At 64.2% G+C, this 19,447-nt stretch carries 20 protein-coding genes; 6 read left to right on the top strand and 14 right to left on the bottom strand.

What is annotated here, in order from left to right:
* Window positions 1–118: 118 nt before the first annotated feature.
* Together V5279_RS04360 and V5279_RS04355 are read left to right on the top strand one after the other, a co-directional pair.
* Window positions 119–1,402, top strand: a complete 1,284-nt coding sequence (locus tag V5279_RS04360; RefSeq protein ID WP_414645899.1) for an HlyD family secretion protein — start codon at window positions 119–121, stop codon at window positions 1,400–1,402.
* Entirely contained in the window at window positions 1,402–2,994 is a 1,593-nt protein-coding gene (locus tag V5279_RS04355; protein ID WP_338695372.1) for a DHA2 family efflux MFS transporter permease subunit, read from the top strand. The genes V5279_RS04360 and V5279_RS04355 overlap by 1 nt, the downstream gene beginning before the upstream one ends.
* A 44-nt stretch (window positions 2,995–3,038) precedes the next feature.
* Here the strand turns inward: V5279_RS04355 and V5279_RS04350 are convergent, their stop codons facing one another.
* The 10 genes from V5279_RS04350 to coxB all read right to left on the bottom strand — a co-directional run bounded on the left by V5279_RS04350 (window position 3,039) and on the right by coxB (window position 10,428).
* Entirely contained in the window at window positions 3,039–3,455 is a 417-nt protein-coding gene (locus tag V5279_RS04350) for a hypothetical protein (protein WP_338695371.1), read from the bottom strand.
* Window positions 3,452–3,703, bottom strand: coding sequence for a type II toxin-antitoxin system prevent-host-death family antitoxin (locus tag V5279_RS04345; protein WP_338695370.1), 252 nt, complete (start codon window positions 3,701–3,703; stop codon window positions 3,452–3,454). The genes V5279_RS04350 and V5279_RS04345 overlap by 4 nt, the downstream gene beginning before the upstream one ends.
* 71 nt (window positions 3,704–3,774) lie before the next feature.
* Window positions 3,775–4,482 carry an SURF1 family protein gene (locus tag V5279_RS04340; RefSeq protein ID WP_338695369.1) on the bottom strand — a complete coding sequence of 236 codons (708 nt, stop codon included), beginning with the start codon at window positions 4,480–4,482 and terminating at the stop codon, window positions 3,775–3,777.
* 152 nt (window positions 4,483–4,634) lie between these two features.
* Complete coding sequence (locus tag V5279_RS04335) at window positions 4,635–5,021, bottom strand: DUF983 domain-containing protein (protein WP_029077792.1); 387 nt, start codon at window positions 5,019–5,021, stop codon at window positions 4,635–4,637.
* A 65-nt stretch (window positions 5,022–5,086) separates the two neighbouring features.
* Window positions 5,087–5,983 (bottom strand): cytochrome c oxidase subunit 3, encoded by an 897-nt coding sequence (locus V5279_RS04330; protein WP_166211150.1) that lies wholly within the window; start codon window positions 5,981–5,983, stop codon window positions 5,087–5,089.
* A 55-nt stretch (window positions 5,984–6,038) separates the two neighbouring features.
* On the bottom strand, window positions 6,039–6,677 hold the full coding sequence (locus V5279_RS04325; protein ID WP_338701844.1) for a cytochrome c oxidase assembly protein: 639 nt from the start codon (window positions 6,675–6,677) through the stop codon (window positions 6,039–6,041).
* A 5-nt stretch (window positions 6,678–6,682) separates the two neighbouring features.
* Window positions 6,683–6,847 carry a hypothetical protein gene (locus V5279_RS04320; RefSeq protein ID WP_029077795.1) on the bottom strand — a complete coding sequence of 55 codons (165 nt, stop codon included), beginning with the start codon at window positions 6,845–6,847 and terminating at the stop codon, window positions 6,683–6,685.
* A gap of 40 nt (window positions 6,848–6,887) precedes the next feature.
* On the bottom strand, window positions 6,888–7,826 hold the full coding sequence (locus V5279_RS04315) for a heme o synthase (protein WP_338695368.1): 939 nt from the start codon (window positions 7,824–7,826) through the stop codon (window positions 6,888–6,890).
* A 63-nt stretch (window positions 7,827–7,889) separates the two neighbouring features.
* Window positions 7,890–9,506 (bottom strand): cytochrome c oxidase subunit I, encoded by a 1,617-nt coding sequence (ctaD, locus tag V5279_RS04310; protein WP_029077797.1) that lies wholly within the window; start codon window positions 9,504–9,506, stop codon window positions 7,890–7,892.
* 82 nt (window positions 9,507–9,588) lie between these two features.
* Window positions 9,589–10,428, bottom strand: coding sequence for a cytochrome c oxidase subunit II (gene coxB, locus V5279_RS04305; protein WP_338695367.1), 840 nt, complete (start codon window positions 10,426–10,428; stop codon window positions 9,589–9,591).
* Between the two features lie 484 nt (window positions 10,429–10,912).
* Between coxB and V5279_RS04300 the strand changes: the two genes are divergently transcribed.
* A complete protein-coding gene (locus V5279_RS04300) occupies window positions 10,913–11,440 on the top strand; it encodes an invasion associated locus B family protein (RefSeq protein WP_338701842.1) in 528 nt (175 codons plus the stop codon).
* An 8-nt stretch (window positions 11,441–11,448) separates the two neighbouring features.
* On the opposite strand, the gene V5279_RS04295 is transcribed toward V5279_RS04300, so the two are convergent.
* The 4 genes from V5279_RS04295 to V5279_RS04280 form a co-directional block, all read right to left on the bottom strand.
* Entirely contained in the window at window positions 11,449–14,457 is a 3,009-nt protein-coding gene (locus V5279_RS04295) for a tetratricopeptide repeat protein (protein WP_338695366.1), read from the bottom strand.
* A 293-nt stretch (window positions 14,458–14,750) separates the two neighbouring features.
* On the bottom strand, window positions 14,751–15,353 hold the full coding sequence (locus tag V5279_RS04290) for a TlpA disulfide reductase family protein (protein ID WP_338695365.1): 603 nt from the start codon (window positions 15,351–15,353) through the stop codon (window positions 14,751–14,753).
* Window positions 15,354–15,381: 28 nt separating this feature from the next.
* Window positions 15,382–15,891: a hypothetical protein gene (locus V5279_RS04285; protein ID WP_338695364.1), complete on the bottom strand. Its 510-nt coding sequence runs from the start codon at window positions 15,889–15,891 to the stop codon at window positions 15,382–15,384.
* Between the two features lie 10 nt (window positions 15,892–15,901).
* On the bottom strand, window positions 15,902–16,294 hold the full coding sequence (locus tag V5279_RS04280) for a DoxX family protein (protein ID WP_338695363.1): 393 nt from the start codon (window positions 16,292–16,294) through the stop codon (window positions 15,902–15,904).
* A 137-nt stretch (window positions 16,295–16,431) separates the two neighbouring features.
* On the opposite strand from V5279_RS04280, the gene V5279_RS04275 reads away from it, so the two are divergent.
* The 3 genes from V5279_RS04275 to lepB all read left to right on the top strand — a co-directional run bounded on the left by V5279_RS04275 (window position 16,432) and on the right by lepB (window position 19,440).
* On the top strand, window positions 16,432–16,827 hold the full coding sequence (locus V5279_RS04275) for a helix-turn-helix domain-containing protein (RefSeq protein ID WP_338695362.1): 396 nt from the start codon (window positions 16,432–16,434) through the stop codon (window positions 16,825–16,827).
* Window positions 16,828–17,245: 418 nt separating this feature from the next.
* Complete coding sequence (gene tldD / locus V5279_RS04270) at window positions 17,246–18,670, top strand: metalloprotease TldD (RefSeq protein ID WP_338695361.1); 1,425 nt, start codon at window positions 17,246–17,248, stop codon at window positions 18,668–18,670.
* Window positions 18,670–19,440, top strand: coding sequence for a signal peptidase I (lepB, locus tag V5279_RS04265; RefSeq protein ID WP_338695360.1), 771 nt, complete (start codon window positions 18,670–18,672; stop codon window positions 19,438–19,440). The genes tldD and lepB overlap by 1 nt, the downstream gene beginning before the upstream one ends.
* Window positions 19,441–19,447 lie beyond the last annotated feature (7 nt).

Raw genomic sequence — 19,447 nt, 5'->3', positions numbered from 1 at the left:
CAGTTCCGTTTCTATTGACGCTGCGCTGCCGCGAGACTATTTGCGGCGTAGAAACGAAACTGTTTCGTTCCTTTATGCGAGCCCGCACGGACCTCGCCGGACAGCAGGAGCCGCCATCATGTTCGAAGACACTGTTTTGGAGCGCGACCAGGAGGGGCATCCGAGCATCGAGGGCGCGCCCCCGGTGCCGGCCCCGCACGAAGCCGATGCCAAATCCGACCGGCCGGAGATCACCGCGAAGGCTCCCGCGCCGGAGCGTCCAGCCGGCAAGCAGCCCGCGCCACCGGAAACAGTCCCACCGGAGGTTACCGGCAAGGCGCCGCGGCGCGGTTTCCTGCGCCGCCGTCCGGTCGTCTCCGCGATCGGCGCCGTGCTGCTCGCCGCCGCGGTCGGCGGTGGCACCCTCTATATGGATTACACAGACCATTTCGAATCCACCGACGACGCCTTCATCGCGGCGCGGCAGTCCGCCCTCGCACCAAAAGTCTCCGGCTACATCACCGCCGTTCCGGTCACCGACAACCAGCACGTCACAGCGGGCGACGTGATCGCCCGCCTCGACGACCGCGACTATCGCGTCGCGCTGGCGCAGGCCGAGGCCCAGGTCGCGGCGGCGCGCGCCAGCATCGAGAATGTCGATGCGCAGCTCGATGTGCAGCAGGCGCAGATCGCCGCCAACCAGGCCCAGGTGGACCAGGCGCAGGCGGCGCTGGTGTTCGCCCAGCAGCAGGCAACGCGCTTCCAGCATCTGGAGCAGACCGGCTACGGCACCGTGCAGAACTCCGAGCAATACACCTCGCAGCTGCATCAGCAGCAGGCCGCACTGCTGAGCGCGCAGGCGACGCTCAACCTTGCACAGCGCCAGGTCGAATCGCTGAAGGCACAGCGCAAGAGCGCGGTCGCCAATCTCGCCCAGGCCGAGGCGCAGCGCGACCAGGCGCAACTCAATCTGTCCTACACGACGGTGACCGCCGCGCAGCCGGGCCGCGTCGTCAACCTCTCGGCTGCCGTCGGCCAGTTCGCGCAGGCCGGCACCAACCTGACCATGTTCGTGCCCGACCAGACCTGGGTCACCGCGAACTTCAAGGAGATCCAGCTCGACAAGATGCGGCCGGGCGAGCAAGTGACGCTGAAGATCGACGCCTATCCCGGACGCACGATCAAGGGCCATGTCGAGAGCGTGCAGCCCGGCTCCGGCACCGCGTTCTCGTTGCTGCCGGCGCAGAACGCCACCGGCAACTACGTCAAGATCGTGCAGCGCGTGCCGGTGAAGATCGTGATGGACAATCCGCCGACCGACGTCGCGCTCGGGCCGGGCATGTCGGTGGTGCCGACGGTGCGGATCGACGCCGCGCCGTCGCTGCTCGAGCGTCTTGAGAAGCTGAATCTTGGGAGGCTGTGATGAGTGCCGCAGCGATCGACGCCAAAGCCATGCCGGCTCCAGCCGTCAGCGTCAATCCCTGGCTGATCGCCATCGTAGTTGCGCTCGCGAGCTTCATGGAGGTGCTCGACACCACGATCGCCAACGTCGCGCTGCCCTATATCGCCGGCGGCATGGGGGTGAGCGAGGACGAAGCCTCCTGGGTGGTCACCTCCTATCTGGTTTCCAACGCCATCATCCTGACCGCGTCCAGCTTTCTCGCCCGAATGCTGGGGCGCAAGCGGTTCTTCCTGATCTGCCTCGGCATCTTCACGGTCAGCTCGATCCTGTGCGGCTTCGCCTCGAGCCTCAACGCGCTGCTGCTGTTCCGCATCCTGCAAGGCCTCGGCGGTGGCGGCATGGTGCCGGTGGCGCAGTCGATCCTCGCGGATGCGTTTCCGCCGGCCAAGCGCGGACAAGCGTTTGCGGTGTTCGGCATCGCCGTGGTGGTGGCGCCGGTCGTCGGGCCGACGCTCGGGGGCTGGCTGTCCGACAATCTGTCCTGGCACTGGTGTTTTCTGATCAACGCCCCGGTCGGCGCGTTTGCGACCATCCTGATCGCGGCAGTGCTGCAGGAGCCTGCAAAGAAGGCCAAGCCGCAACGGCAGGAGGCCGGTTTCGATGTCATCGGCTTCGCGCTGGTCGCGACCTTCCTCGGCGCGCTCGAGGTGATGCTCGACCGCGGCCTCGAGGACGACTGGTTCGCCTCGTCCTTCATCGTCACATCAGCGGTGATCTGCGGCACGGCATTCGTGCTGATGATCCCGTGGGAGATGACCCGGCGCAATCCGATGATTGACCTGCGCATGGTGGCGACCCGACAGTTCGGCGCCTGCTTCCTGGTGATGCTGGCGACCGGCGCCATCCTGCTTGCGACCACGCAATTTTTGCCGCAGCTGGTGCAGCAGGATTTCGGCTACACCGCAACCTGGGCCGGCCTGGTGCTCTCGCCCGGCGGCCTCGTCACCATGGCGATGATGTTCGCGGTCGGCCGGCTCGCCGCCAAGGTGCAGCCGAAATATCTGATCGTGCTCGGCGCGCTGGTGATTGCGGCCTCGATGTACAGCATGACCAACGTCTATGGCGATCTCGGCTTCTGGTTCATGGCGCGCTCGCGCATGCTGATCGGCGTCGGCCTGCCGCTGATCTTCGTGCCGATCATGGCGGCGTCCTATGACGGCATCCCGCCCGACAAGACCGACCAGGCCTCCGCGCTGATCAATGCGGCGCGCAACACCGGCGGCTCGATCGGCGTCTCGATCGTGTCCAACGTGCTGACGCACCGCCAGCAGTTCCACCAGAGCCGACTGGTCGAGCAGGTGACGCCGTCAAGCCCGCAATATCAGGACACGCTGCACCAGGTCACCGACTTCTTCGTCGCCCAGGGCAACTCGCTGGCGCAGGCGCATCAGCAGGCGATCCAGTGGATCGGCCAGCAGGTGCAGACCCAGGCCTCGTTCCTGTCCTACATGGATGCGTTCTGGGTGCTGATGCTGATCTCGCTCTCGGCGATCCCGCTGGCGCTGACCTTGCGCAAGGTCAAGCTCGGCGGCCCCGTTCGTGCCGGCCATTGAGCATCGCGCATCAAGGTGTGCGCCGTATCTCAGCGACGCGCCCTTCAGCTGTGGCGGTTGACGCCCCGGATGCTGGCGCGACGTGCGATGAACTGCTTCATCAACGGCAGAAAGAACGCTTTGCTGAACCGCCCCAGCGGCGGCGCCGGCTCGAGATAGAATGATTGATCGACGATATCTTGATTGTATTCATCAAGGATGATCCAGAGACGAAGCGTAGCGTCGAGCCCTGCGCGACGTTTCTCCATCTCGGGGATCTCCGCTGCGAAGCGATCGGGTGCCGGCGGTTGACTGGTGATTGGAAACAGCACCAGCACGTCGCCGCCCTTTGGGCGGGCGATCCTCACGCCGACTGCGACGGGGCGAGGCTTGCGCCCCTCCGTCTCGCCACGTTCCGCCTCGCGTACCCATAAATAGGGAAATCGAATCACACTGCCGGTGCGAAGATCGTCGAGACTCACGTCTCGTCGCCCTCTTGTTCATAGGCGCTGATCGCTTCCTTGAGACCCTCGAACACGTCGTCGGGCATCGTCTCGAGCCGACCGGCTTTCCGCGTATCGGCGCGGGTAACGAGGCGGCGGTAGTCTTCAATGCTCAGCAGCACCAGGCGCGGCTTGTTCCGCTGGGTGATGGTCACCGGTCGCCGAAGCGCTTCAGCGATAATGTCCCCTGACCTCCGCGAGAGGTCGCTGGTCGAGTACTCCGCCACGGCCGAGCTCCATAATTGCTGTAAAATACAGCAATTATGTAAATGCTGCAAGGGCGACTTCAAGCCCCTGCTCAACCCGCCCGGCGCCGCTGGCCGCGCCACCACAGGCCGAAGGCGATTGTGACCGCGGCGGCAAGCGAGAACCAGGTGATGGCGTACTGCATGTGGTCGTCCTTGAGCCGCACCTTGAGCGGCCCGGGCTTCGGCGTGCCGCTCTCCGGCACCGGCGCCTCGAGGTCGATGTAGAACGGCGCGACCTCTCCCCAGCCGAGAGTCTGCGCCATCGCGCGATGATCGCGCACGAACCATAGCCGCTTCGACGGATCTTCCTTGGGCGTCAGCCGGCCCGGCGGCTCGGGAAAGCGGATGTAGCCGGTGAGTTCGACCGGCGCGCCGGTGACGAGGCGGCCGGCGACGCGATCCTCGAAGGCGCGGTCCTGCATCGTGTTCTGGACAAAGCCGGTGTTGACCACGACGGTCTCGCCGCTGGCGAGCTTCGCCGGCAGGAACGCCCAGGTGCCGGGTCCGTTGATGTCGTCGCGCACTGCGGAGCCGGAGCTGAACACCATCGCGTCCGGCTGTTTCGCATAGGTCGCGGTCAGGGTGACGCGGCGGAATTCATCCTTGGCCGAAGTCAGCGTGGACCAAGCCGACGGCGGCGGCATCGCCTCGGTCGGGGCGGCGAGCCGCACGTCGAGCGCTGCGATCAGCGCGTGCTTCTCGACCCTGCGCTGCAATTGCCAGACGCCAAGCGCGATGCACACCGCGATCAGGATCAACGTGAAAATGCCGAAGCCGGCCGCGCTCGGCCGACCAGAGCCCTTTCCGTTCCGATCGAATCGGAACGGGGCTCTCGTTTCTTGTTTTGACGCGTTTTCTTGGCGCGAATCGGTGTCCAGTTCGCTGGGAAACGCTTTGTTCGTCGTGTCATTCATTGCGGGTCGCGCTCGATCAATTGGCCTTCGGCGGCCTTGTGGTGGAACTGCAGCGCGATCAGCAGCGCCTTCATGGAACGCAGCGGCAGGATCGTGGTCACCACGATCAACGGCAGCCACAGCGCGGCATGGACCCAGAACGGCGGCTGGTACTTCACCTCGACGATCAGCGCCGCCGCGACCACGATGGCGCCGGCCAGCATGATGACGAAGATCGCCGGCCCGTCACCGGCATCGATGAAGGCGAAGTCGAGGCCGCAGGCCTGGCAGCGCGGCGCCAGCGTCAGGAAGCCGGAATAGAGCTTGCCCTTGCCGCAGCGCGGACAGCGGCAGGCGATGCCGCGGATCGCGCTCTCGGTAACAGTGGGCGGGGTATCCGTCATCGGGTCTCTTCAAAAGCAAAAGGGGCGGCCAATGGGCCGCCCCCTCTTAGCACGTCAGCCCGTGATTAGTGCGCGCCGTGGGCCATCGCCTCGGCGCCGCGGCCCCAGACGTAGATGCAGATGAACAGGAACAGCCAGACCACGTCGACGAAGTGCCAGTACCAGGCGGCGAACTCGAAGCCGAGGTGCTGCTTCGGCGTGAAGTGACCGGCATAGGCGCGGATCAGGCAGACCAGCAGGAAGATGGTGCCGACCAGCACGTGGAAGCCGTGGAACCCGGTCGCCATGAAGAAGGTCGAGCCATAGACGTTGCCGCCAAACGAGAACGTCGCGTGGGCGTATTCATAGGCCTGCACGCAGGTGAAAAGGGCGCCGAGGATCACGGTGAGGATCAGGCCCTGCTTGAGGCCCTGGCGGTCGTTCTCCAGCAGCGCATGGTGCGCCCAGGTGACCGTGGTGCCCGAGGTCAGCAGAAGCAGCGTGTTGAGCAGCGGCAGATGCCAGGGATCGAAGGTCTCGATGCCGTGCGGCGGCCAGGTGCCGGGAACGGAGCAGGCGCCCATCGCCGTGCCGGCGCCGCAGCCGAACACCGCGTCGCGGGTGGCATGCACCGCATCGGCCGGGAACAGCGCCGAATTGAAGAAGGCCCAGAACCAGGCGACGAAGAACATCACCTCGGAGGCGATGAACAGGATCATGCCGTAGCGGTGGCTGATCTGCACCACGCGGGTGTGGTCGCCCTTGTACTGGGCTTCCTTGATCACGTCGCCCCACCAGCTCGCCATGGTGTAGAGCACGCCGATGGTGCCGACCCCGAACACGATCGGGGCGGCCGAATACATGTGGTGCATCCAGCCAATCGCGCCGACCGCCATGATGAAGGCCGAGATCGAGCCGACCACCGGCCACGGGCTCGGGTCGACGAGATGATAGTCGTGATGCTTGACTTGCGCCTCAGCCATTGCCGTCTCTCCATTCGCGTGCCGCGAGGCACGTCTTAAGTCTTTAATTCCAAAACTAGCCGCCCTTGCGCTGCTCCGCCTCGCCCGCCGCCACGGGCTTCGGCGCGGCGTCGCGCACGGGGAAGAAGGTGTAGGACAGGGTGATCGTCTTCAGCGTGTCGTTCTCGCTGTCCTTGGCCAGCGCCGGATCGACATAGAATACGACGGCCATCTCGCGCTTTTCGCCGGGCGCCAAGGTCTGTTCCGTGAAGCAGAAGCAGTTGATCTTCTGGAAATAGGCGCCAACCGTCAGCGGCGCGACGTTGTAGGACGCCTGAGCCGTGGTGGTGCGGGCCGACTGGTTGGTCACGGTGTAATAGACGGTGACGACCTGGCCGATCTTGACGTCGATATTGTTCTGCTCCGGCTCGAACTTCCAGGGCAGGCCCGGCGCGACGTTGGAATCGAAGCTGACGGTGATGGTGCGCTCGAGCGGCGCATCCGAAGGCAGCGCGGTCGCAACCTGGGTGGTGCCGTTGAAGCCGGTGGTGCGGCAGAACCAGTTGTAGAACGGCACCGCCGCGTAGGACGCGCCGAGCATCAGCACCACGACAAAACCGCAGATCGACGCCACCATCGCGTCGCGCGACAGCGTGCGGCGCGTGACCTTGGCGCGCTCGCCCTGCGGGCCATCCGGTGCCGGCTGGTTTGCCATCTCACTCACAGCGGCCGCACCAGCACGGCTGGCCCCTTGACGATGGTGACCGCGAAGAACAGCAGGACCATGACGCCGAGCGCGAGCGCAATGGCGATCGAGCGCTGGCGCCGGCTCCTGAGCTGCGCCTCGGTGAGGACGATTCCGTCTGGTTCGCGTTTCTCGTCCATTGATGTCCCATGCGCCCCCATCTCGCCCCCCCGGCGTTCCCTATCCGATCAAGACAGGCGCAATCGCGCGGACCACGACCTCGGCGAGGAGGACGGCAAACAGCGCGAACAGATAAAGGATCGAGAACGCGAACAGCCGGCGGGTGGCGCGGTTGGCCGCAACACCCTCGCGGCGGCGATAGACCTCGATGGCGAGCCACAGCATGCCGGCGCCGAGCACCAGCGAGGTGACGCCGTAGATCGCGTCGAAATAGCCGAGCGGCCACGGCACCAGCGCCACCGCGACTAGCACGATGGTGTAGAGCAGGATCTGCAGGCGGGTCGCGTCGGGACCGGCAACCACCGGCAGCATCGGAATGCCGGCGCGCGCATAGTCGTCGCTGCGGAACAGCGCCAGCGCCCAGAAATGCGGCGGGGTCCAGAAGAAGATGATCAGGAACAGCAGGATCGGCTCGACCGAGAGCGAGCCGGTCGCGGCCGCCCAGGCCACCACCGGCGGCAGCGCACCGGCGGCGCCGCCGATCACGATGTTCTGCGCGGTCCAGCGCTTCAGCCACATCGTGTAGACCACGGCATAGAAGAAGATGGTGAAGGCAAGCAGCGCGCCCGCCACCCAGTTGACCAGGATGCCGAGTGTCATCACCGAGAAGAAGGCGAGCGTGATGCCGAACGCAGCCGCCTCGGTCGGGGTGATGCGGCCGCGCGGGATCGGCCGGTTGGCGGTGCGCGTCATCAACGCGTCGACGTCGTTCTCATAGGCCATGTTGAGCGCGCCGGAGGCGCCGGCGCCGACCGCGATGCACAGGATCGAGGTGAAGGCCAGCACCGGATGCACATGCACCGGCGCGATCATCAGCCCGACCAGCGCGGTGAAGATCACCAGCGACATCACGCGCGGCTTCAACAGCGCGATGTAATCGCCCACTTCGGCCTCGGAGATCCGGGGCAACTCGATGGCATTGTGATCGACAACCGACAAGATCAGGTCCCGCTTCTATAAAGAGCACGGCGCACTCTTAAGTGCGCCGCGCCGTCTTTGGATTTACTGCACGCGCGGCAGCACTTCGAACTGGTGGAACGGCGGCGGCGAGGTCAACGTCCACTCCAGCGTGGTCGCACCCGCGCCCCACGGATTGTTCGCGGCCTGCTCCTTGCGGACGAAGGCATCGATCACGCCGTAGATGAAGATCAGCACGCCGATGCCGGAGATGTAGGAGCCCCAGGAGGAGATCAGGTTCCAGCCGGCGAACGCATCCGGATAGTCGACATAGCGGCGCGGCATGCCCGACAGGCCGAGGAAGTGCTGCGGGAAGAACACCAGGTTGACGCCGATGAAGGTGAACCAGAAGTGCGCCTTGGCGATGGTCTCCGAGTACATGTAGCCGAACATCTTCGGGAACCAGTAGTACCAGCCGGCGAAGATGCCGAACACGGCACCGAGCGACAACACGTAGTGGAAGTGCGCCACCACGTAGTAGGTGTCCTGCAGCACTCGGTCGACGCCGGCATTGGCCAGCACGACGCCGGTGACGCCGCCGACGGTGAACAGGAAGATGAAGCCGATCGCCCAGATCATCGGCGCCTTGAACTCGATCGAGCCGCCCCACATCGTGGCGATCCAGGAGAAGATCTTCACGCCGGTCGGCACCGCGATCACCATCGTGGCGGCGACGAAATAGGCCTGCGTCGCCGACGACATGCCGACGGTGTACATGTGGTGCGCCCACACCACGAAGCCGATGCCGCCGATCGCGACCATGGCGTAGGCCATGCCGAGATAGCCGAACACCGGCTTGCGCGAGAAGGTCGAGACGATCTGGCTGACCATGCCGAAGGCCGGCAGGATCAGGATGTACACTTCGGGGTGGCCGAAGAACCAGAACAGATGCTGGAACAGCACCGGATCGCCGCCGCCGTCAGCGGCAAAGAAGGCGGTGCCGAAATTGCGGTCGGTCAGCAGCATGGTGATCGCACCGGCGAGCACCGGCAGCGACAGCAGCAGCAGGAACACCGTCACCAGGATCGACCACACGAACAGCGGCATCTTGTGCAGGGTCATGCCCGGCGCGCGCATGTTGAAGATCGTGGTGATGAAGTTGATGGCGCCGAGGATCGACGACGCACCGGCGAGATGCAGCGACAGGATCGCGAAATCGACCGCCGGGCCCGGATGGCCCGAGGTCGACAGCGGCGCGTAGATGGTCCAGCCAGCGCCGACGCCGTTGGCGCCCGGCTCACCCTCGACGAAGGTCGACATCAGCAGCAGCGCGAACGACGCCGGCAGCAGCCAGAACGAGATGTTGTTCATGCGCGGGAACGCCATGTCAGGCGCGCCGATCATCAGCGGCACCATCCAGTTGCCGAACCCGCCGATCATCGCCGGCATGACCATGAAGAAGATCATGATCAGGCCGTGCGAGGTCACGAACACGTTATAGGTGTGCGTCTCGTGGAATATCTGGACGCCCGGATACATCAACTCGGCACGGATCGCGATCGACATCGCGGCGCCGATGATGCCCGCGATCACCGCAAAGACCAAGTACATCGTACCGATGTCCTTGTGGTTCGTGGAGTAGAGATAGCGCCGCCATCCGGTCGGATGGTGGGCGTGATCATCATGGGCGTGATCGTCGTGTGTCGCTGCGCCTGTCGCCATGTTCAAAATCCTGCCTTGCAGTCCCTCTTGGACCTTGCGGTCCCATCGCCCTTATTCCATCCCGCGCCGCAAGCCCTCAGGCTTACTGCGCCGCCTGACCAGCCGAGGCGTAGGAATTCGCCGGGTTGGTCGCAAACTTCTTCTTCGCCCCCTCCACCCAGGTCGCGAATTCCTGGTCGCTGACGACCCGCACCGCGATCGGCATGAAGGCATGGTCCTTGCCGCACAGTTCCGAGCACTGGCCGTAGAACACGCCGGTCTTGGTGGCCTTGAACCAGCTCTCGTTGAGGCGGCCGGGGACCGAGTCGATCTTCACGCCGAAGGCCGGCACCGCGAAGGAGTGGATGACGTCGGCGCCGGTGGTCTGGATCCGCACCACCTTGTTGACCGGGACCACCATCTCGTTGTCGACGCCGAGCAGACGGGGCTGCTTGTCCTTGTCGAGCAGCGAGTCGAACTCGAACTTGCCGTTATCCGGGTAGGCGTAGGACCAGTACCACTGCTTGCCGGTGACCTTCACGGTGAGGTCCGGCTTCGGCACGTCGAGCTCCAGGAACAGCAGGCGGAACGACGGCACCGCGATGCCGACCAGGATCAGGACCGGGATCAGCGTCCAGGCCACTTCGATCAGGGTGTTGTGGGTGGTCCGGGAGGGGACCGGGTTGGCCTTGGCGTTGAACTTGACCACCACGATGACGAGCAGCGCCAGCACGAACAGGGTGATGACGGTGATCAGCACCAGCAGGAAATTATGGAACCAGATGATGTTTTCCATCACCGGGGTCGCGGCTTCCTGCAGCGTGTGCTCCCACGGCGCCGGCTGTCCCAGCTCGGCAAAGGCCGATCCCGCGACGACTGACGCCATCCCCGCCACCGCCAACCCCAGCAACTGCCTGCCCAACCGGCCAATCGACATCTTCATGCCGTTCGCGCTCCCTTGATAATTCCCCAAAACACCTCCGGCACGTGACCGGAAATGCAGCACGATCCGCCCTGACTAATGGCCTTCCGGACATACCCGTCTCTGAGTCAAGGTGGGTACGGGAGCCAGATCGCTAGAACGCGTCGAAATCCAGCCTCTCAAACCATAATTCGCAGGCGCTCGCAATGCAGTAGTGGGGCCGAAAGCCATGCGCCTGCGATGAACCTGCCGCTTGCGATTTTTCCCGCAGAATCAAGCGAAAGTCGCAGAAACATGGCGGCGCGCAGTTGACAGGGGGATTACCGGATGTACGCACAGGCGGGGCAGCCCACAGGAACCTGATTCGCTGCGGGCCGCCCCAATCCGGCGCGGGAATGGCTTCAAGATCGCCTTCAAGGCGCCCTATTGCGGTATCAGTCGACTGATGCGTGCTACCGGCGGCCTCGACGGCCGGACCGACCGAACAATCAAAGGATCGACCCGGATGGGCGCTTCGAACATTCAGGTGAGACCAAAGGCCGGTTGGCTCAGCGTCCTATTGATTCTGGCCCTATCTCTCGGTCTGACCCAGGCGGCAAACGCGCAGGGCGCGGTGCGCTCGGTCCACGGCGACTGGCAGATCCGCTGCGACACCCCGCCCGGCGCCCAGGCCGAGCAATGCGCGCTGATCCAGAGCGTGGTAGCGGAAGACCGCTCCAACGCCGGCCTGACCGTGATCGTGCTCAAGACCGCCGACCAGAAGAGCCGCCTGATGCGCGTGGTCGCCCCGCTCGGCGTGCTGTTGCCCTCCGGCCTCGGCCTCAAGCTCGACAACCAGGACGTCGGCCGCGCCGGATTTGTCCGCTGCCTGCCTAACGGCTGCGTCGCTGAGGTCGTGATGGACGACAAACTGCTCGGGCAGTTGAAGAACGCCAAGACCGCGACGTTCATTATCTTCGAGACGCCGGAAGAGGGGATCGGGTTTCCGCTCAGCCTGAATGGGCTGGGCGAAGGGTATGACAAGCTGCCGTGAGGTAGGACTCATACCCCATACTTGCGACGAAGCGCGCTAGCTTCCTTGGCCTGACCGAGTTGATCCAAGAGCGCGGCGATGTTCTCCACGACCGTTTTGGTGTCACCATGCTTCGGGCCGAATGCCCTTTCAAAGGTCACCAATGCCCGCTCATAATACCGTCGCGCTCCAGATAGGTCGCCCTGCGCCCTCAGCAAGGAACCGACGTTGTTGAGGCTCCTTGCTGTATCGGGGTGGTCGGGACCGAGCGCCTTTTCATTGATCGCCAGCGCGCGTTCGTAATATTGCCCCGCGCCAGTTAGGTCGCCCTGCCGCCGGAGCAGATAACCGAGATTGTTGAGGCTCGTTGCCGTATCTGAGTGGTCGGGCCCGAGCGCCTTGTCACAGATGGCCAGCGCGCGCTCATAGTAAGGCCGCGCGCCGGCGAAGTCGCCCTGCGAGACCAGCAGCCCACCGAGATTGTTGAGGCTGGTCGCCGTATCGGAATGATCGGGACCGAGCACCATTTCACGGATCGCCAGGGCGCGTTCATAGTACGGCCGCGCGCTAACCAAATTGCCCATTTCTTGTAGCAGGTAGCCGAGGTTGTTGAGGCTCCTTGCTGTATCGGGGTGGTCGGAACCGAGCGTCTTTTCAAAGATCGCAAGCGTGCGTTCATAGTATGGCCGCGCGCCAGCCAAGTCGCCTTGCGCCCGCAGCAGGTAACCGAGATTGTTGAGGCTCATTGCAGTATCCAGGTGGTCAGGGCCAAGCGCCGTTTCGCGAATTGCCAACGCGCGCTCGTTGTAAGGCTGCGCGCCGCGGAGATCGCCGAGCGAGCTGAGCAGCGCGCCGAGATTGCTCAGGCCTCTTGCCGTATCCGGATGTTCGGGGCCCAGCACCTTTTCAAAGATCGCTAGTGCTCTTTCATAGCACGACCGCGCGCCAGCCAAGTCGCCCTGCCGCCGCAGCAGATAACCGAGATTGTTGAGGCTCGTTGCTGTATCTGAATGATCGAGACCGACCGCCTTTTCACGGATCGCCAGGGCGCGTTCATAGTACGACCTTGCGCCAGCCAAGTCGCCCCGCGCCAGCAACAGTGCGCCGAGATTGTTGAGGCTCCCTGCTGTATCCGGGTGGTCGCGACCGAGTCGCTTCTCGCGGATTGATAGCGCTCGCTCTGCGAGTTTTTGCGCTTCAGCGTAGGCGGCGAGTGCACCGTCCCTGTAGGATTCGAGTTTGCCTAGGAGTGTCGCGGTGCACTCATCAGTTTCTTCCGAAACGCCATCGTTTTCCTCCACAAGAGCCACGGCGATAGCGTCAAGTCTGCGCGCTCGCGGCCAAGTGGCGGCATTGCGATAGACATCTTGAGGATAGACACGAGATACGACCTTTATCAGCTCATGGTGAATATCAGCTTTCGTACTTTCGTCGGTCTGAGCCGCCGCAACCTCTCGGACGAGGCGATGCAGGCGGATGCAATCAGTTAAGATCGACGGGTCGCGTTCATCCGGGATTGATTCACGATCAACCAACGCGAAAGCGCGCAATGCCGCTACGGCTTCGTCGAGACCGTCCCTAGCAATCGCGGAGGCGAAAGGTTCAATAAATTCCTCCCACCCGTCCGCAAACAGAAACAATGGTATCGGTTCAGGCGCCAATAGCGCGGCGTACGTGACTAACGGCTTTGCCGCAGAATGAAGCATCGCGGCCTGATCGATTGCCAGAGCGAAGGTCTTCGCCACGGTCAGCCCGTCATGATATTCCTGTGACGCATCTTGAGCATTGCCTAAAAAACTCGAGGGTTCGTTGTCAAAGCGCTCGCGATATTGCGCGAGCGAAACACCAACGCGCTCGCAATAGGCCGCCGCCTGTTCATGGGCAAGAGGCAGCCCACCGAGCGCCTCGGAGAGCGCTAGCGCGGCATCGCGTTCGGCTGCCCTGCCGGTTCGCGCCATCAGAAAATCAGCACCGATTTCCTTCGGCCAAACGTCGATTTCGATCCGGGCTGCAAGGCCGCCCCAATTCGGGGCCGTTGAGGTGACAATGATGTGCGCTCCGCCTCCATGAGGCAGGAAATTCGCTACCGTCTTGGCGTCGATCGCATTATCGAAAATTAGCAAAATGTCCTGGCCTTCGGCGCGCAGCCGTTCAAGAACCTGCGCCGTTGCCTGTTCTTCCGGGGCATCAGTCGCAGTCCAGCCACACTGAATACCAAGGCCAACAAGATCGGCACGCATCGTAGGCTCCGTTTCGGCCCTGATCCACCAAGTAGCTCGATAGTTGCCCCTTTTTCGCTCCGCGTATGCCGCAGCCAATGTGGTCTTACCAACACCTCGCAATCCGTGTAGCGCCGTGAGAGCGGAACGCCCACCCCGCCTTGCCAGTGCTTCGTCGATGTCCGCGAAATCATCCTCGCGACCGACAAAGTGGAAAGGGATATTGATCGTGTGAAGCGACGTCCGACCTGTCCCCTTCGTTTCCGATGAGGCGGACCGCTCCAGATATCGCACGAGATTGCCGATGGCCGCCGCCGCGGCGGTCGAAAATTGCTCCAAACTGTCGAATACCTCGTAGATGCGATTGACTTCGCTGCCGTCACGCATCCGCTTGGCACGCTCGCGAAACGCGTCGAGCTTATTGAGCTTCGCCGGGTCGGCTTCGATGTCCGCCTTCTTCACTGGATGCTCGTCACTCATGATGAACAGCACGATCGGACGGCCCAGCCGCATTGCTTCGTTGAATTCAAGCTCCGTGACGGAGAGCTGATCCGGATTTCGGCCGGGGTCGACCGGTGTTTGGCCGTATTTGAGGCTGATTACACCGATGTAAGCGACAGCATCGCGGACCATCGCCAAAGACGTGTCGATCACGTCCGCTTCTGCCTGGGCACCAGAAAATTCCATGACCCTCGGCATGTAGCCAAGCTTCTGGATCGCCTGGATTGCCCTTGCCCGATGCTCCTTCAAGTCGGTGAAGGTGCTCGACAGCATGATCGCTTTGAAATCTTTGGGCAGGTAGGGCGTCGTATCGGGCATTGAAAATGTCTCAAATATGCCAATGCGGTGCGACGGGCTTAGGCCCCTCGCAACTCCGAGAGATTATCTCGAAGGCTTCATGACACGCAACGGAATACCACGGCGCCTCACACAACCTCTCCGCTCGACGACAATACTGTTCAAGCGAGAAAACGGGTGAACTTGGAGGCGCCCGTGGGGCCGGCGCGTTGTTGCTGGGGTTCGGACCGATCTAAGCGCTGCGACAATGGCGGCTCACAGCAGGAGGCCTGTGAGGGCTGGCGCTTTGACCGGCGCTATGGAATCAGCCCAACTTACCGGGCGCCACCGGCATAATAATCAAACAACCGCCCCGCCTCCGCGGACAGCCAGTCCGCCTCCCCCGTCATGTAGCCTTCGACCTGTCCGCTGACGCCGATCAGGAACGAGATCGGCATGCCGTAGAGCGCGAACGGCGTGTCGAGCTCGGCGGCGTCGACGCGCGAAATGAGGCCGCCGGGATCGAAGCCGATCGCGAGGCTGCGCAGCTTGAACTGCTTGACGTAGGGCGGCACCAGCGCGCGGTTGCGATCGGTGCTGATCGCGACGACTGCAAGATCATTGCGGCCGCTCGCGGCGAGCCGGTCCAGCATCGGCAGCTCGGTCCGGCACGCCGCGCACCAGGTGGCCCAGAAGTTCACCAGCACCATCCTGCCCTTGAACGAGGTGAGATCGAGCGCGCCGCCGGCGAGCGCGGGTATAGCAACCTGCGGCACCGGGCGGGCGCCTTGCACCAGCGTGAACTGATGGCGGATGGTGCCGAATGGCGGCGGTCCGGACGCTGCGCGCACCGGTGCTTGCGGCAGCGCGAGCGAGGCGCCGGCGCCGAGCATGCCGGCGACGATGGCGCGGCGGGTGGGCGCGCGAACTGACGTCATGATGGGTTCTCCGCTTGGGCTTGCTCGCTCACGACCGGATGTAAGACCAGCCGGCTTCCTGCAATTCGATGATGCGGCCGGGCCCGTTCGGCACCAGATCGACATTGTCGAGCAGCACGAGCGGATGGCCCTCGGCCCGCTCCATGCCGAGCTTGGTGGCCTCGCAGACCACGAAGCGGATGCCGGGCGTGAGTCCCCGCACCACCCGCAGCAGATCCTTCACCGGCGAGGTATCGGCGCGCAGCATATGGACGCCGGCATTGTAGGCGACGATTTCGATCTCGAACGGCTCGTTGCGCTCCTGATAATATTTCGGGAGGTTGAGCGCGGTCGAGATCAGCGCCCGCATCGTGGTCGGATCGTCGGAGTTGATCGGCAGCACCAGGCGATGCATCCGCGGCTGCGCGGCCTGCTTGGCGGGCTCGGGCTTCGACACCGCCGCGACCGATCCGGTGAGCAGCAATGTCGCAGCGAACGGCACCACGAGTGCCAGCACCAGCCCGGCCGCGACCGTCAGTGTGCTGCGAGAGAGGCGCATCGCGTCGACCTCACGGCGCGATCGCGAACAGGGCGAACTGGCTGCGCTTGGTGTAGGCGACGATCGCGCTCAACGTCAGCAGCACCAGCGCAGGCACCGGCGAGCCGCCGATCACGAACAGATGGGTGACGGTCGCGCCGACCATGATGCAGGAGAGCAGCAGGCCGCCGAAGGCTGCGAGCGACGGCACCAGGATCAGGAGGGCGGCGAACAGCTCCAGCGATCCGGTGAGATAGCGGAACCACTGGCCGAGCCCGATATGCTGGAATTCCTCGACCAGCATCGGCACGCCGTAGAGCTTTGCGCCGCCGGCGGCGGCAAAGGCCAGGGCGAGCAATCCCCTGACCACCCACAGCGTGGCGGATTTCCAGCGCGACGGCGCCGAGGCAACAGCAACTGACATTGATCTCTCCCCGAGATGTTCGAACCGATCCCACCGCGCGGCCACCTGTCCGATTGGCGGCAGGCCCCGTCGCTTCCGGTGCACTAAATTCGGGAGTAAGATGAAAAGAACAAGTAGGATGCTTTTTGTGAGGTAGTATGAAAAAACTGACTATTGAGCCCGCCGAGCCTCCGGTGGCATCCGAGCCGTGCAACGGCGACCTGTCGGCGCAATTTCATCGGGCGCTTTCGGTGCTGGCCGGGAAATGGAAGGGCGACATCCTCTGGCAACTGGTCGACCGCAAGCGGCGGTTCGGCGAATTGCGACAGTCGATCCCCGGCGTGACCCAGCACATGCTGACCACCCAGCTGCGCGATCTCGAGGCCAATGGCCTCGTCAAGCGCACGGTCTATCCCGAGGTGCCGCCGCGGGTGGAGTACGAGATGACGCCATCCGCCAGGGCGCTCAAACCGGTGTTCGATGAGCTATACCGCTGGGCGCAGGAGCATGGTTTTCCGACTTCGGCGCAGGGTGCGGCCGGCAAAGGCGGGTAGCCGAAGCCGCAATCCAGCGAAGGCGCGCCGGAAGACCAACTGCTCAAGGCGGATCGGCGCTCTCAAGTGCGATGAGTTCAGGTTGAACCGTCATCGCGCTTTAGCTCTTTGTTTAAGCATGATCTTTTCGGAAAACCGCTTCGCACTTTTCCGGAGCATGCTCTGATGACGACAAGGTGAGGATCGGCCGCATGGCTGCAGGCTCTCCCGGTTTACGCCCCGAAACACTATCTCTGACAGTCGTCATCCGGGTCTGAACCGGGACCGGCGCAGGTTTCCGGGTTGTGAGATGAGTTTTGCGCTCGTTTCTGCTTCATTTGCCCGAAATCCCTGCTGCTTGTTCCGCACTGGCAATCAGCCGCGCTTCAGGCAAGGATGACGAGGAATCGCCAAGGAATCGCACTGCGTCGGAGTGACCATGACCAATCCTGCCACGACCTCCCTGATCGACCGCGCCAATCTGGACCGCGACGCCGTCCGCCGCGAGGTGGCGCGCGGACTTGAAGGCGCCGACGACGGCGAGCTGTTCCTGGAGTTCGGGCAAACCGAGGCCCTGGTGTTCGACAACGGCCGGCTGAAGCAGGCGACCTACGACACCTCGCAGGGCTTTGGCCTGCGCGCCGTCAAGGACGACGCGGTCGGCTATGCGCATTCCTCCGACGTCTCGATTCCGGCGCTGATCCGCGCCGCGGATGCGGTGGCGGCGGTGCGCGGCGGCTATGCCGGCAACTTCGCCGCGGCGCCGGCGCACACCAACATCAAGCTTTATGGCGACGAGAACCCGCTGGACGGGCCGGCCTTCGAGGCCAAGGTCAAGCTGCTCGGCGAGATCGACGCCTACGTCAGGGACAAGGACCCGCGGGTGCGGCAGGTCTCGGCCAGCCTCACCGCGACCTGGCAGGTGGTGGAAATCCTGCGGCCCGATGGCGAGAGCTATCGCGACATCCGCCCGCTGGTGCGCGTCAATATTTCCGTCGTCGCCGGCCAGGGCGACCGGCAGGAGAGCGGCAGCAAGGGCTACGGCGGCCGCGAAGGCTATGCGCGCTTCATCGAGACCAAGGCCTGGCGCGACGCCGCCGACGGCGCGCTGCGCGAGGCGCTGGTCAATCTCGAATCGGTGCCGGCACCCGCCGGCGAGATGGACGTGGTGCTCGGGGCCGGCTGGCCCGGCGTGATGCTGCATGAGGCCGTCGGCCATGGTCTCGAGGGCGATTTCAACCGCAAGCAGACCTCGGCATTCGCAGGGCTGATGGGCAAGCAGGTCGCGGCCAAGGGCGTCACCGTGGTCGACGACGGCACCATGGCGTCACGCCGCGGTTCTCTGTCCATCGACGACGAGGGCACGCCGACCAACCGCACCGTGCTGATCGAGGACGGCGTCCTGGTCGGCTACATGCAGGACCGCCAGAATGCCCGGCTGATGGGCATGAAGCCGACCGGCAACGGCCGGCGGCAGAGCTATGCCCATGTGCCGATGCCGCGCATGACCAACACCTACATGCTGTCGGGCGACCACGACCCGGCCGAGATCCTCGCCTCGGTGAAGAACGGCATGTATGCCGCTAATTTCGGCGGCGGCCAGGTCGACATCACCTCGGGCAAATACGTGTTCCAGTGCACCGAGGCCTACAAGATCGAGAACGGCAAGCTCGGCGCGCCGCTCAAGGGCGCCATGCTGATCGGCAATGGACCGACCGATCTCCACAGGATCACCATGATCGGCAACGATCTTGCGCTGGATACGGGAATCGGCACCTGCGGCAAGAACGGCCAAGGCGTGCCGGTCGGCGTCGGCCAGCCGACGTTGCGGATGGAACGGATTACGGTCGGAGGAACGGGCTAGTGAGCAGCGGAAACGAAGTCGTGGCGGCCAAGCCGACCAGCTGGCGCGGGCAGGCCGTGCAACTGGCCGCGATCGTGGCCGTCGTGTTCCTCGCCAAGGGCGCGATCGCCGAGCCATTCTATGTCCCGTCGGGATCGATGGAACCGACGCTGTTGATCGGCGACGCACTGGTTGCCTCGAAGTTTCCCTATGGCTACGGCGCGGCGTCGCTGCCGATCCAGATCACGCTGCCGGAAACCGGCCGGGTGTTCGGCGAGACGCCGAAGCGCGGCGACGTCGTCGTGTTCCGCTGGCCCGGCGACCGCTCGCAGGCCTGGGTCAAGCGCGTGGTCGGACTGCCCGGCGATCGGATCCAGATGCGGCAGGGCCAGCTCTTCATCAACGATCATCCGGCGGCGCTGAAGCCCGACGGCACCGGCTTTGCCGAAGACGATCGCGGTGGCGGCGAGGAGGCCTATCGCTATGTCGAGACGCTGCCGAACGGCGTCAGCCACGCGATCTTCAAGATCCGCGACAACGGCCGGCTCGACAACACGCAAGAGGTCACGGTGCCACCGGGCAATCTGTTCGTGCTCGGCGACAACCGCGACAATTCCGCCGACAGCCGCGTGCCGGTGCGCGACGGCGGCGTCGGCCTCTTGCCGATCGACAATCTGATCGGCCGCGCCGACGCGGTGGTCGGCTCCTGGGACATGGGCATCCGCAGCCAGCCGGTCTGGACCTGGCTGTCCGGCTTCCGCCTCGCGCGCTTCTTCACCTCGGTGCAGTAAGCTCACC

Origin of the sequence: Bradyrhizobium sp. 26S5 (assembly GCF_036923295.1) — a bacterium.
GTDB classification, from domain to species: Bacteria; Pseudomonadota; Alphaproteobacteria; order Rhizobiales; family Xanthobacteraceae; genus Bradyrhizobium; species Bradyrhizobium septentrionale.
This window is presented reverse-complemented; position numbering and strand designations above follow the sequence as displayed.